This window comes from Rhizobium sp. 10N414 (assembly GCF_056394785.1).
The window spans coordinates 28,908-42,460 of the sequence record NZ_JBFTIN010000032.1; the positions used below are offsets into that span (position 1 = coordinate 28,908).

A 13,553-nucleotide genomic window follows, 5' to 3' on the forward strand; every position below is an offset into this window, starting at 1 on the left:
CCGCAACCGCCGCTGATCGGTGCCCCTACTCACAAAATCCTCTGAGATCTCAGGATTTTTCTCTTTTCGGGTTGCGCCGATCGGCCTATCAAGCGGTAGTGCTGTTCGGCACGCCTCGGATCCCGCTTCTGTGTCCATTCTATCCGGATGCATCCATTCCACATCGGCAGATCAATGACAGCTATGCAGACGACTGAGAAAGACGATGTGGAGAGCATCCGCAGGGCAAAGATCGTCGCGCTGGTCGTTGCCGTTTCGTTTTTCATGCAGATTCTCGACGGCACCATCGTCACCACTTCATTGCCGCAGATGGCGGCGAGTTTTGGCGTTCAACCGATATCCATGAGCATCGGCATCACGGTCTATATGCTGACGATGGCGGCCTTCATTCCGCTTTCGGGATGGCTTGGGGATCGATACGGCGCACGGCGCGTCTTCATGGCCTCGATCGCCGTCTTTACGATCGCATCGCTCTTCTGTGGGCTCTCCGATGGGCTTGCGGAGTTTGTCATCGCCCGCGCGGTGCAGGGCGCGGGCAGTGCGCTGATGACGCCGGTCGGCCGGATCATTGTCCTCAAGAATGCCCGCAAATCGGAGCTCGTCCAGGCGATCGCGCTGATAACCTGGCCGGCGCTGACGGCTCCCGTTGTCGGTCCGCTGCTCGGCAGCTTCATCACCACCTACGCAAGTTGGCATTGGAACTTCCTCATCAATGTGCCGATCGGGGTGCTCGGCATGGCGCTGGTTCTTCGTTTCGTGCCGGAACAGCGCGAGGAAGATGCCGGGCGGCTGGATTTACTTGGCTTCGTTCTCAGCGGCGGCGGATTGACCTTCCTGCTGGCAGCACTTGAGTTCTCGGTGAAGTGGCATGGCGGGCTGGTACCAATTTTGCTGATGCTGGTGGCAGGGCTCGTGCTCTCGGTCATGGCGACCCGGCATTTCCGGCGAGTCAGCAATCCATTGCTCGATCTCTCTGCCTTCAAAGTGCAAACCTTTGCGATCGCGACCCTTTCAGGCGGGACGGCGAGCCGTCTCGCGATCAACGCGACGCCCTTCCTCTTGCCGCTCCTCTTCCAACTCGGATTCGGATTGAGCTCGATCGAAGCGGGTGCCTATCTGCTGGTCTACTTTCTCGGAAACCTCGGCATGAAGGTCGTCACGACACCGCTGCTCGCCAGGTTTGGATTTCGCGCGGTGCTCTTCTTCAACGGGTTGATTGCTGCATCGGCGATTGCCGCCTGCGGCTTTCTCGTACCCGAGACGCCGCGTATTGTTATCTACGTGCTGTTGATGACCGCGGGTCTCTCGCGCTCAATGGAATTCACGGCACTGAATACACTGGCCTTTGCCGATATCAGTTCTGCACAACGCAGTTCGGCTTCCACTCTGTCGAGCATGCTGCAGCAGATTTCGATGTTGCTCGGCGTGGCGATCGCGGCGGCGGTGCTCAACATCTCCGTCGCCTTGCGCGGTGTCGAGGGGCCGGGGCTCGTCGATTTCCGATGGGCGTTTCTTGTCGTCGGCGCAATCGGCATCATATCGTCAGTGAGCTTCCTGCGGCTGGTGCCGGATGCAGGCGCCGAGGTGTCGGGTCACAAGATCGGCACGAAATAGTTGGCCGCCGTGCAGTCGGGCGGCTCTCGCGGGAGGAAATATGAAACTCGGATATGTCTGCACGCCACAGGAGGTCTTCGACTTCTGGTTCGAGGAGTGCGGCCGCGATCAATGGTTCAAAGCGACGACGGAGCTTGATCGGGATATTCGCAAGCGCTTCCGCGACACGCATCTTGCGCTCTCGCGCGACGTGTCGGAGGAGTGGCGTGCGACGCCCCACAGCAGGCTTGCCGCAGTAATCGTGCTGGACCAGTTTCCTCGCAACATCTACCGCACGACACCGCTCGCCTTTGCCACCGATGGGCTTGCGCTGCGGGAAGCAAAGCTTGCCGTGGAAGCTGGCGCCGACCAGCAGGTCAGCCCGGAATGCCGGACGTTTTTTTACATGCCCTTCGAGCACTGCGAAGATCTGGCCGAGCAGGATCGTGCCGTGGCACTATTCAGGGCGCTTGGCGATGAGGAATATATCGACTATGCGCTTCGCCACCATAAGGTGATCGCCGCCCACGGTCGATTTCCGCATCGAAACGCCATCGTCGGACGACAATCGACCGTGGCAGAACTAGAATATCTGGCACAGCCGGGTGCAGGCTTCTGAGCGCGTCGCCTTTCTGTTGCCTTTCTTTCTTATGAAAAACTGGACTCCAATTTTGATCCAGAACCTTCCGAGCGGGGATATTTTGCGGCCGACCCAACTCTTGCTTCGCATTTTCCTAGTCGCTGCGCTGGCGACCGTTGGCGCGAGCCTTGCAAGCGCGCAGGCGCCTCAACCGCAGGCCGAGCAACAGCCCCAGGCGACCGAGCAGGCTTCAGTTGCTGACGGTCCGATCGAGCAGGCCGCTAAGGCGCTGGAGAAGGCAAAGCAGGACCTCGTCGCGCTCGAGGACGGCGTAAGGCAGAAAGGCGACGATGACGACGCGCTGGTGGCTCTCGCCGGAAAGACCGACGAACTTGGGCGCTCGGTTCTCAACATATCCGTCGGCCTCCGGCCGCGGCTCGACCAGATCAAGAACCGCCTTGGCGAGCTAGGCGATCCACCAAAGGAAGGGCAGCCGGCCGAAGCGGAGATCGTTACGACCGAACGCAACGCCCTGACGGCCGAGCGCGCCCAGATTAACGCCGTTACCGGTGATGCCGAGACCCTCTCTGCTTCCATCAGCAAGCTTGGTAACGTTATCGCTGAAACACGCCGACAGCTTTTCGCCGCGACCTTGCTGCGACGCACCGATGTCTCGGTTTCTGTTATTGACGATGCGGCGCGCGCCTTCGTCCAAGAGGGGTCGGAGTTTGTCCAAGCCCTTGGAAGCTGGCTGGGATTTGTACTGAAGTTCAAGGCTTTCGCGTTCTTCGCGGCCATCTTCATGTCGCTTGTGACGGCGTTGGTGCTGTTGTCCGGCGGTTACCGCATCTTCGGTCGCTACCTGCAGCGTAAGGAAACGGACGAGCAGCCCTCCTATATCAATCGTCTCTCGATTGCTTTCTGGTCGACGCTGATCCGGACGTTCGCGCTTACTACGCTCCTGGTGACCTCCTATTTCTTCCTCAACAGTTTCAACGTTCTGAGACCGGATATCGCGCCGATCATCGGGGCGCTCTTCGGTGCGATCGGGTTGATCTATTTCGTCAGGCGTTTCACCAATGCGGTGTTCGCACCGAAGGAGCCGCAATGGCGTCTCGTCAAGCTTTCCAACCGCGGTGCGAGTTCCATCGGAGCCTGCTTGCTCGCGATGGCCATCGTCAATGCGCTTGACTACCTCTTCGGCAGCATCAGCGAGGCGATGGGGTCCCCACTCGTCCTGACCGTGGTCAAAAGTTTGATTGCGGCATTGATCATCGGCTTCATCCTGATTGCTGCCTCGTTTGGCAGGCCGATGCTGGCGCGAAATGGCGATCCTGACGCGCCGGGACGCCATTGGCCGCGGGGCATGGCGATCATTCTGCGCGTCCTGGGTGCGGGGCTGATCATAACCGCGCTGACTGGTTATGTCGGGCTTGCGCGCTTTGTTGCGACCCAGTTGATCATCACCGGCGCGATCATCGTCACGACCTATATCGGTCTCCTGTCGGGCAAAGCGATTTCACGCAGCGAGACTTTTGGCGAGACATCGCTTGGTCGTTTCCTCCAAAAGCGTTTCAAACTCGGCCCTGTTGCCATCGACCAAGCGGGCCTGTTGGTTGGCATGTGCATCTCGGCCGTCGCGCTGATAGTTGGGATTCCGCTGGTGCTGCTCCTGTGGGGCTTCCACATCCAGGATCTTGAACTTATCGCCTATCGCCTTCTCACGGAGGTCAGGCTGGGTGGGATCAGCATTTCGCTGGTCGGGATAATGACTGGTGTCCTTCTCTTTGCAGGCGGCTACCTGCTGACGCGCTGGATCCAGCGCTGGCTCGACAGCAACGTCATGGCGCGGAGCCACGTCGACCTCGGCGTTCGAAATTCGGTCAAGACAGGAATCGGCTACCTTGGCGTTGGTCTTGCGGCGATTGTCGGCGTTTCCGCTGCGGGCATCGACCTCTCAAACCTCGCGCTCGTTGCCTCGGCGCTTTCGGTCGGCATCGGTTTCGGCCTCCAGAACATCGTGTCGAACTTCGTTTCCGGTCTGATTTTGCTCGTAGAACGGCCGTTCAAGGTCGGCGACCACGTGGTTTCCGGTACCGCTGAGGGCATCGTGAAGCGCATCTCCGTGCGCGCAACCGAGATCGAGACATTCCGCAAGCAGTCGATCATCGTGCCGAATTCCGAGCTGATCAACGCATCGGTCGGTAACTGGACCCATCGCAACAAGATGGGGCGCTCCGAAATTCCGGTTTCGGTGAGCTACGATTCCGATCCGCAGAAGGTGATGGACATCCTGCTGGAGCTGGTGAATGCCGTGCCTGTCGTCCTGCGCAATCCTGAGCCGCATGTCGAGTTCCTTCGCTTCGGGCCGTATTCGCTGGATTTCGAGCTTCGCTTCATGCTTGCTGACATGGGGGACGGCCTGAAGGTCCGGAACGATCTCCGGATCGCGATCCTCAAGAGATTCAGGGAGGAGGGCGTCCAAATCCCGCTTCCGCAAAGCGATGTCGTATTCCATCGCCAGCCGGACCAAGTCGGAGGGGCAATTCCCGCAAGCAAGGCGCCGGCGAAGATCGAAGATGTCTCCGAGACGAGCGAAATGGACGACGAGGCCGGCACTGTGCGCCGGTTGCGCGGTAAGTCGGCTGATGGCAATCTCAAGGGGTAAAGGCGTTGTTCAGCGATCGTTCAGAGCGGTCGCCGTATAACGCCTGCAATCGGGTTTTCGCTGCTGGGGGCAGCAGCGCCGAGACGCTCCGAGGGAGGGCGCAACATCCGCGCCGCACTGCATGGCAAGATTTGCCGTCGTACTGCTTTTTTCGCTCATGGCCGTAGGCCAAACTCACGCAGCTTCCATCACCAATACCGATAGCGCCGCTGTTGTGATCGTCCTTTCCGAGGGCGGTCACAAGATGCAGCTCGTGCTCGATCCTGGTGCATCCGAGACGTTCTGCCAGTCGGGCTGCTTCATCACAACGCCTGACGGTGATCGCATCGGGCTCGATGGCGGCGAAACGATCGACATCATCAAGGGATCGGCCGTCGTAAAGTGAACGACGGCGCGCTCTGATCACAATTTTTGTCCACGGATTTTCGACCAAAGGCCTTTTGCGGCTTGCCTATTTGCATGCAGTCGCGGCAAGCTTTTCGCATGTCGTAAACAGGCATTTGGCAAGCCCGGCCTCGCTGCATAGTTCGCTAAGGCGATTTCCGTCGGCGGCATTCGTCGGACAGGTTAGTAGAACAGAGGGTAATTCTCCATGAAGACACATGCGCGCGCAGTGGTCATCGGCGGCGGCGTCGTTGGCGTTTCGACGCTTTATCACCTCGCCAAGAAGGGCTGGGACGATGTCGTCCTGATCGAACGCAAGGAACTGACCTCCGGTTCGACATGGCATGCCGCGGGTCTGCTGCCTTTGTTCAACATGAGCTACTCGGTCGGCCAGATCCACAAGTACTCGGTTCGGTTCTATCAGGAGCTTCAAAAGGAAACCGGCATGAACGTCGGTTTCAGCCAGGTTTCCAACATTCGTCTGGCGCGCACCAAGGATCGCTGGGACGAGTACATGTACTATGCCGGCATCGCGGAGACGATTGGCGTCAAGGTCAACGTACTGACGCCGGAGCAGGTCAAGGAGATTTGGCCGCTCTGCGAGACGGATGGTCTCCTCGGCGCGATCCAGCATCCCGATGACGGCTACATCCAGCCTGCAGATCTGACCCAGGCGCTCGCCAAGGGTGCGCGCGACCGCGGTGCCACGATCTATCGCAACACCACAGTCACCGCGATCGAGCAGCAGCATGATGGCCTCTGGAAGGTGACGACGGACAAGGGCGAGATCACGGCAGAGCACATCATCTCCTGTACCGGCAACTTTGCCCGCAAGACCGGAGAGATGGTCGGGATCAACATTCCGGTTATCCCGGTCGAGCACCAGTATATCGTCACCGAGCCGCATCCGGCGATCCTCGAGCGCAAGGCCAAGGGCCTGCCGGAGATGGGCGTGCTCCGCGAATCCGACAGCGCCTGGTACATGCGCGAAGAGAATGGCGGCCTCATTCTCGGGCCGTACGAGCACGGCGCGCCAGTCTGTTACGTCAACGGTCCGTCGGATGAGAGCGAGTACGAACTCTTCCAGGAAGAGCTCGATCGCCTGATGCCGCATATCGAGACCGCGATCGCCCGCGTCCCTGCTTTTGGTGAAGTCGGCATCAAGAAGGTCTATAACGGCGCGATCGCCTATACGCCCGATGGCAACCCGATTGTTGGTCCCGCACCGGGCCTCCGCAATTTCTGGCTCAACGAGGGGCACTCCTTCGGGATCACCGCAGCCGGTGGCGCCGGTTGGCAGTTGGCGGAATGGATCGTGGATGGCGAGCCGACCGTCGACATGATGGGCGTCGATCCGCGTCGTTTCGGTCCCTATGCGACCGAAGGCTACCTCATCGCCAAGAACGAAGAGGCCTACGCCAACGTCTTCACCATGCACTATCCCGATGAAGAGCGCGGTGCCGCTCGTCCGCTGAAGACGACGCCGGTCTACGATCGCCTGAAGAGGCTGGGTGCTGTTTTCGGTTCCGTCTATGGCTGGGAGCGCGCCAACTGGTTTGCACCTGAAGGCTACGACCTGCCGAAGGATCAGATTGGCGTTGGCGAGGATGTCCTCACCAACCATAATCACTCCGATCCTGAAGAGGATGGTCGCATCCTTGAACGCTGGTCGTTCCGGCGCTCGAACTACTTCGAGCATGTCGGCAACGAAGTCATGAATGTGCACAAGAATGTCGGTGTGCTCGACATGTCCGCCTTCGCCAAGATGGAAGTCTCCGGCCCCGGCGCACGCGCCTGGTTGGAATCGATCTTTGCCAACGCCATCCCGAAGAAGCGCGGTCGCATCGCGCTCTGCCACATGCTGACGGTTCACGGTGGCGTTCGCGCCGAGTTCACGGTCTATGAATGGGCTCCGAACCGCTTCTACCTTGTGTCAGCCGGCGCCTACGAGGCGCACGACCATGACTATTTGCGCAGGCTCGCGCCGACCGATGGTTCCGTTCGGCTGCAGCAGATCACGCAGCGACTCGGTGTGCTGGTGCTTGCCGGTCCCAAGTCGCGTGACCTGCTCAAGAAGCTCACGCGGACGAGCCTTGAGAACAAGGACTTCCCGTGGTTGTCGGGCAAGGAGATCTCGATCGGCGTTGCGAGCGCACATGCGCTGCGCGTCAATTTCGTCGGCGAGCTTGGCTGGGAATTGCATCATCCGATCGAGATGCAGAACTACATCTTCGACAAGCTGATGGAAGCCGGGGCCGAATTCGGCATCAAGCCGTTCGGTATTCGCGCGATGCTGTCGATGTCGATCGAGAAGTCCTACCGTCTCATCCCCCGCGAGATGTCGATCGAGTACAACGCCTATGAATCGGCGCTTGATCGCTTCATCAAGCCGGAGAAGGAGTTCCTCGGTCGTGAGGGGCTGTTGGCCTACAAGGACAAGGGGCTGAAGTGGAACTTCGCGACCCTCGTCGTCGAGACCGGCAACGATGTCGATGCCCGCGGTTCCGAAGCCATCTACAACGAGGCTGGCGAGCTCGTCGGACGTGCGACAAACGGCACCTTCGGCTTCCGCATCAATCGGTCGCTGGCGCTGGCGATGCTGCGTCCCGACTACGCCAAGGAAGGCACGAAGCTGAAGATCAAGATCCTCGGCACGACGTACAACGCCACCGTCGTCGGCGAGAGCCCCTTCGATCCGGACAACGCCGCGCTGAGGGCATAGTCCTTTAAGCATGTTTCGAAGAAAGTCAGGGCGGCCCTCGTGGCCGCCTTTTTGTTGGTCAGTGACCGCAGCCGATTAATACTTATTCAAACCGGCTACTGTACCGCTTTGAAGCGGGGATACCATTTTATCAAAAGGTTTCGAAATGGCGTTTTTGGGTATTTCAGGAATGCAATATTCCGGAGGCATGTTTGCCGGTGCGCGCATTATTCTCGCCGAGGATTCCAATGTCTTCACATCGATGATCGGCAGGCGGCTGAAGGAGCTTTTCGATATCGACGTGGAGATCTGCCGAAGTTTCGAAGAGCTGCAGCTGTCATATGACAAGTCCACCGACCCGATCACGCTTGCCATTTCCAACATCAATCTGCCCGGTGCCGAAAATGGCGAAGCATTGGAATATCTGGTCGATCTCAGCATCCCGACCATCGTCTTCACCGGCACGTTCCAAGAAGGTATGCGCGACAAGCTGATCGCCAAGGACATCGTCGATTACATCCTCAAGGACAATGTCTTCGCGGTTGATCTTCTTGCCGAATCGATCTGCCGCTTCCTTACCAATCATCGTCATCATGTTCTGATTGTCGATGACAGCGCTACGGCCCGCGCGCTGCTCTCGAGCCGCCTCAAGCGCTACAATTTCCGGGTCAACACCGCGGAAAGCGGCGCCAAGGCGCTCGAAATCCTCAAGGCGAATCGCGACATCGGCTTGATGATCACCGACTACAACATGCCCGATATCGATGGCTTCGAGCTGACGCGACGCATACGCGCCAACATCGGCTCGCACGAGTTGCGCATCATCGGCGTGTCGTCATCGTCCAACCGGCTGCTGTCGGCGCGGTTCCTCAAAGCCGGCGGTAACGACTTCATGCTGCGCCCATTCATCGACGAAGAGTTCTACTGCCGCGTCAACCAGAACCTCGACACGCTGCTGCAGATCCAGTTGATGCGCAGGGAGCGGGCCGTTGCCTGACGCACTTCCTGCGCTCGAGGATTGTAGATGGGACGCATTCAAGCCCCCGGAAACGGAGATTTATGCAATTTCCGGTGTTGCCAAGTCTCGATATCTTCTCAGGCGTGTTTCTGTGAGTTATCTTCATAAAAGTCGAGAAGACGGTCGATTCGGACTGCGGCGGCTTTCTGGGGGATAGGAGTGAATGGCGTTCCAGGAGGATCTCCATCGGGATGGATTCGGACCACGTTTTGGTGGCCAGCGGGTGCTCCTGGTTGAAGATTCCCGGATGTTTTCAGCGGTTCTGTGCCACCGGCTTCATGCAGAACTCGGCCTGAACGTCAAACCGTGCGCCTCCCTGAAAATCCTCGAAGAGACGATCGCCCAGTCGCCAAACGATTACACAATGGCGATTGTCGACCTCAATTTGCCGGACGCACCCTATGGCGAGGCGCTCGACTGCACCATACAGGCCAGTATCCCGACCATTGTCTTCACCGCCACTTTCGACCTCGATACGCGCAATCGCATCATGGAGCGCAATGTCATCGACTATGTGCTGAAAGACAACGAGTTCGCGCTCGATAGCGTTGTTGCCAGCGTCAGGCGGGCATTATCGAACAGGAAGATACGGGTGCTCGTGGTCGACGATGTCCCTTCCGCGCGCGAACTCCTGGTCGGGTTGCTCGAAGCGCAACAGTATATGGTTGTGGAAGCCGCTTCCGGCCTCGAGGCCTTCGCCGCGCTTGAGACCTACGACGATATCGAGGTCGTCATCACTGATCATCATATGCCCGACATGCGCGGTTGCGAGCTGACGCGGCGGATACGGCGGCACTTCGGCTCTGATCGGCTGCGGATCATCGGGGTTTCATCTTCGAGCGATCGCCTGCTCTCTGTGAGCTTTCTGAAGGCCGGCGCTTCGGATTTTCTCTATAGGCCGTTCGTGGCTGAGGAACTGCAGTGCCGGGTCGCCAACAACGTCGAGACTTTGGCGCAGCTGAAGCAGCTTCGGGCGGCTGCGGCCTGCGACTACCTCACTGGCCTCTACAATCGCCGCTACTTCTACGATCTCGGGCCCAAGCTGGTGAATGACTGCCTGCGCCAGAAGACCGCGGCCGCTGTCGCGATCCTCGACATCGATCATTTCAAGCGGTTGAACGATACATACGGGCACGAGATCGGAGACGAGGTGCTGAAGGCGGTCGCAGACCGTCTTGCAACGATCTTCGAGGGAAGCGACAACCTTCTTTCGCGCCTCGGTGGTGAGGAGTTTGCGATCTTGTTCCCGATGATGGATTCAATGGCCGCGAGCAAGCTGTGTGATGAGATACGGTCGGATATCTCACGCATGAAGGTGATGGCCGATGACGAGGAGCTTTCCGTCACCGTGTCGATCGGCGTTGCCGAGATTTCCGACTATGAAACCTTCGACAACTATCTCAATGCCGCCGACCAGTTTCTCTATATGGCCAAGCACAAAGGGCGCAATCAGGTCTATTCCGACGCGCGGATGACGGCGGAGGCGGCTCAATAGCCGCCCGGGCTGAGATCACGCGGCGATGGCCTGGCGTGCGGTTGCCATCGTCATCTTGCGTTCTGCGCGCTCCTGTTGCGGCGAGCGATGATAGAGTTCGCGATAACACTTGGAGAAGTGTGAGGCCGAAACGAAGCCACAGGCGACGGCGACTTCGACGACCGGCATGGAGGACTGCACCAGCAGGTGGCGGGCGCGATCAAGCCGTATTTCCAGATAATACCGCGCCGGCGAGCGCCCCATTTCCTGACGGAACAACCGCTCGATCTGGCGGCGTGACAGGTCGACGCCGTCCGCGATCTCAAGCAGCGAGAGCGGTTCGGAGAGGTTGCCTTCCATCAGTTCGATGATGGAGAGAACCTTGGCATTCTGGACGCCGAGGCGCGCGCGCAGCGGCAGGCGCTGGCGATCGTTCGGGCTGCGGACGCGATCCGTCAGATGCTGCTCGCAGACCCGGTTCACCAGCGTTTCGCCGAAATCCTGGCCGATCAGATTCAGCATCATGTCCAGCGACGCCGTGCCGCCGGCGCAGGTGTAGAGATTACTGTCCACTTCATAGAGATCGGCATAGACCTCGGCCTGCGGAAAGGCTTCCGAAAAGCCCGGCAGGTTTTCCCAGTGGATAGCACAGCGCTTGCCGTTCAGAAGCCCCGCCTGTGCGAGGATGTGCGCGCCGGTACAAAGGCTGCCGACGGCGACGCCGCGGTTGTAGGATTCGCGCAACCAAGCACTGACGGACTTGTTGTTGAAGTCTTCGACATCGATGCCGGAACAGACCAGCACCATGCTCGGGCGATATTCGCCGCCGAGATTGCGGCGCTCATCGGCCAGCGACGTATTTGCCTCGACGCCGATGCCGCAGGAAGAATAGACCTTCTGCCCGTCAACCGAGGTCAGCCGCCACGTGTAGGCCTGGTAGCCGAGCATGCGGTTGGCTATGCGCAGGGTATCGATCGCCGCTGAAAAGGGCAGCATCGTAAACTGCGGAACCATGAAGAAGACGAGAGAGCGTTGCTTGTGCGACATCTTGTTCATGAGACAAATCCGTGCTGGAGGTGCGAATGCACTATTCGTTGCTTGGAATACGTCGTTTCGATATCCTGAAAGCGACATTCTCATGGATAAATGCGGCCGCAAAGAGCAAATTTGCGACATTGCTGAAATTGACGATGGTCAAATGACGTTTGCGTTCTTCAAAAGTTCGAAAAAGGCGCTCGAAGAAAATATATGTCTCTGAAATTCAAGATTTAATTAGGAGCCCCTAAAGACGGAGAAAGCGGCGCTGCACGAAGGCGGGCGCCGCTCTCACGCGGGGAGGAATGTCGGATTCATTACATAACCTTGCGTTCATCCTCGCCATCCGCCGACGGCCAGCCAATGTCCTTACGCATGTCGAAGGGCATGGATTCGATTTCGCGGGCGGCCTGCCACTGGTGCCAAGCATGAACCAGCTTGCGGGCATAGTCGACAATATGCGCATGAGCTTCGCTTGAGGACGCCTTGGTGTGCCTGAAGGTAATCGTCGTCATAGCCGTTCCTTTCTTCGTCGGATGACGCCTTGTTTGATGAGTAAAATATGGGTGTTTTCGTCCCATCAATCAAACGAATAGCATTTATGGATATCATCAGTGATTTTGAACGATGGCGACGCGCGGCGGATTGATATCTGCCGACACGGCCAATTCAATTCGAGGGGCGTCGTGCCTACCGGCGGCGCGGGGAGGAGCCGCCACGCATGGTGTTGATCTAAAGGGAGATGCGGGCACAGCGCTGCCGGCGGAACAGTGGCCGATCTGGCGGGGCGGATTCATATGTCCCGAGGGCAACTTGGGCGGCTGGCGGCCGCCGCGGTATGTCGATTGCCCTAGTTTAGGGGTCTGCAATCGGTTCGGCTACTCCACCCTCCAGGCGCGATTCCTGCGATCTGATCACCATAATGTTTCCGCGCCAATCGAAACTGCCTCTCAACCAACTCCGTGTCCAGATCGCTGGCTGCAAGACATCGCGGGTAACCATTGCGAGGAGTGACAGCAGGGATAGGTGCCAATGCTTGCGGGCTGCAAGAATAAGTTCCGGCGCGTAGGCGGTGCATAAGACTGCCAGGGTTGTAGTAACGAGACTGGTGCCGGAAACGACGGCAGCGCTCAGGCCCAGCAATAGGGGAGGAACCACGCCAAGCAGGATCTCCGGCGCGAAGAAGTGCGGGAAAGTGACGCGTCTCAGCCGCGCCCAACGAGACTGCCTGGCCCAGAGCTCGCGGAAGGTCCTTCTGCCTAGGGGCTGCTCGAATGGTCCGGCGACGAGATGCACCTTGAGGCCCATGCTGTTGACCAGCTTTGTGGCGGCGGCGTCTTCTGCGATCTCGGCCGCAAGGGCTTGGATGCCACCGTGGGCGTCGAGGATCGTCTTTTGCCAGAGCATGCTCTTGCCTTGCGCGAAGCCGAATCCAAGCGCTTCCCCGGCATATTGCCAACGGGCTTGGTGGGTGTTGAGAAAAGCACATTCGACCTCCGCCCAAAATCCGCTCGGACGGGAGCCAAGTGGCGTCGAGCAAACGAGGCCGCTGTCGGGTCGCCATGCGGCCATAAGGCGTGCGAGATAGTTCGCCGGCATCAGGACATTGGAATCGGCAAGGACGACCCATTCATGCGCCGCCGCGCTCCAGCCCTTGACGCAGTTGTTGAGTTTCGGATTTGCGCTGATGCGGTCATCCCCGATCAAAATCCTTGCATTTGCCAGCGGCCTTGCTCGGAGGGTGTTCTCCGCCAGACCAATGATCGGATCGGCCTTGTCTGCAACGCAAAAAATGACTTCGTAGTCGGGCCAATCCAGGATCAGCGCGCTTTCGAGTGTTTCCCGCGAGAACTGTTCTATGCCGCAAAGGGGTATCACGATCGAGACAGGCGGACGCACAGCGACACTTGGCGTCTTGTCTTGGCGGGACCGAATTCGCCATCCCGCGATCATAAGGCTGAGGGTATTGGCTGCCAGCAGGGCACCGGCGACGGCAATGATATACAGCATCAGTCATTCCAGCGGTGAACAGCGCCGGAATGAAAACGAGTCTCAGCGCTCGGTGAGTCAAAACATCACCGTCAGATGACGCGATGATGA

The 13,553-nt window shown here is 58.8% G+C and carries 10 protein-coding genes; 7 read left to right on the forward strand and 3 right to left on the reverse strand.

All coding sequences use genetic code 11. The annotated features are described in order from the left end of the window. Positions 1-174: 174 nt before the first annotated feature. The 7 genes from AC1DE4_RS23695 (at position 175) to AC1DE4_RS23725 (ending at position 10,439) form a co-directional block, all read left to right on the forward strand. A complete protein-coding gene (locus AC1DE4_RS23695; RefSeq protein ID WP_026371450.1) occupies positions 175-1,614 on the forward strand; it encodes an MFS transporter in 1,440 nt (479 codons plus the stop codon). A gap of 40 nt (positions 1,615-1,654) precedes the next feature. Then, complete coding sequence (locus tag AC1DE4_RS23700) at positions 1,655-2,212, forward strand: DUF924 family protein (RefSeq protein WP_477815572.1); 558 nt, start codon at positions 1,655-1,657, stop codon at positions 2,210-2,212. 31 nt (positions 2,213-2,243) lie between these two features. After that, a complete protein-coding gene (locus tag AC1DE4_RS23705) occupies positions 2,244-4,841 on the forward strand; it encodes a mechanosensitive ion channel domain-containing protein (protein ID WP_477883344.1) in 2,598 nt (865 codons plus the stop codon). Positions 4,842-4,962: 121 nt separating this feature from the next. Further along, positions 4,963-5,226 (forward strand): hypothetical protein, encoded by a 264-nt coding sequence (locus tag AC1DE4_RS23710; protein WP_192306538.1) that lies wholly within the window; start codon positions 4,963-4,965, stop codon positions 5,224-5,226. Between the two features lie 207 nt (positions 5,227-5,433). After that, the gene (locus tag AC1DE4_RS23715; protein WP_477883347.1) at positions 5,434-7,947 is read left to right on the forward strand and encodes a GcvT family protein; all 2,514 of its coding nucleotides are present in this window, start codon (positions 5,434-5,436) and stop codon (positions 7,945-7,947) included. Between the two features lie 145 nt (positions 7,948-8,092). Further along, on the forward strand, positions 8,093-8,923 hold the full coding sequence (locus AC1DE4_RS23720) for a response regulator (protein WP_192240551.1): 831 nt from the start codon (positions 8,093-8,095) through the stop codon (positions 8,921-8,923). Positions 8,924-9,107: 184 nt separating this feature from the next. Then, the gene (locus AC1DE4_RS23725) at positions 9,108-10,439 is read left to right on the forward strand and encodes a GGDEF domain-containing response regulator (protein ID WP_477815575.1); all 1,332 of its coding nucleotides are present in this window, start codon (positions 9,108-9,110) and stop codon (positions 10,437-10,439) included. A 15-nt stretch (positions 10,440-10,454) separates the two neighbouring features. Here the strand turns inward: AC1DE4_RS23725 and AC1DE4_RS23730 are convergent, their stop codons facing one another. The 3 genes from AC1DE4_RS23730 to AC1DE4_RS23740 form a co-directional block, all read right to left on the reverse strand. Continuing rightward, positions 10,455-11,474, reverse strand: a complete 1,020-nt coding sequence (locus AC1DE4_RS23730) for a GlxA family transcriptional regulator (RefSeq protein WP_018854697.1) — start codon at positions 11,472-11,474, stop codon at positions 10,455-10,457. Between the two features lie 296 nt (positions 11,475-11,770). Continuing rightward, positions 11,771-11,968 carry a hypothetical protein gene (locus AC1DE4_RS23735; RefSeq protein ID WP_477883349.1) on the reverse strand — a complete coding sequence of 66 codons (198 nt, stop codon included), beginning with the start codon at positions 11,966-11,968 and terminating at the stop codon, positions 11,771-11,773. Positions 11,969-12,308: 340 nt separating this feature from the next. Beyond that, complete coding sequence (locus tag AC1DE4_RS23740; RefSeq protein WP_477883351.1) at positions 12,309-13,463, reverse strand: glycosyltransferase; 1,155 nt, start codon at positions 13,461-13,463, stop codon at positions 12,309-12,311. Positions 13,464-13,553 lie beyond the last annotated feature (90 nt).

Coding starts and splice junctions, on each gene's coding strand:
- AC1DE4_RS23695 (WP_026371450.1), top strand. CDS start 175: ATGACAGCTATGCAGACGACTGAGAAAGACGATGTGGAGAGCATCCGC.
- AC1DE4_RS23700 (WP_477815572.1), top strand. CDS start 1,655: ATGAAACTCGGATATGTCTGCACGCCACAGGAGGTCTTCGACTTCTGG.
- AC1DE4_RS23705 (WP_477883344.1), top strand. CDS start 2,244: ATGAAAAACTGGACTCCAATTTTGATCCAGAACCTTCCGAGCGGGGAT.
- AC1DE4_RS23710 (WP_192306538.1), top strand. CDS start 4,963: ATGGCAAGATTTGCCGTCGTACTGCTTTTTTCGCTCATGGCCGTAGGC.
- AC1DE4_RS23715 (WP_477883347.1), top strand. CDS start 5,434: ATGAAGACACATGCGCGCGCAGTGGTCATCGGCGGCGGCGTCGTTGGC.
- AC1DE4_RS23720 (WP_192240551.1), top strand. CDS start 8,093: ATGGCGTTTTTGGGTATTTCAGGAATGCAATATTCCGGAGGCATGTTT.
- AC1DE4_RS23725 (WP_477815575.1), top strand. CDS start 9,108: ATGGCGTTCCAGGAGGATCTCCATCGGGATGGATTCGGACCACGTTTT.
- AC1DE4_RS23730 (WP_018854697.1), bottom strand. CDS start 11,474: ATGAACAAGATGTCGCACAAGCAACGCTCTCTCGTCTTCTTCATGGTT.
- AC1DE4_RS23735 (WP_477883349.1), bottom strand. CDS start 11,968: ATGACGACGATTACCTTCAGGCACACCAAGGCGTCCTCAAGCGAAGCT.
- AC1DE4_RS23740 (WP_477883351.1), bottom strand. CDS start 13,463: ATGCTGTATATCATTGCCGTCGCCGGTGCCCTGCTGGCAGCCAATACC.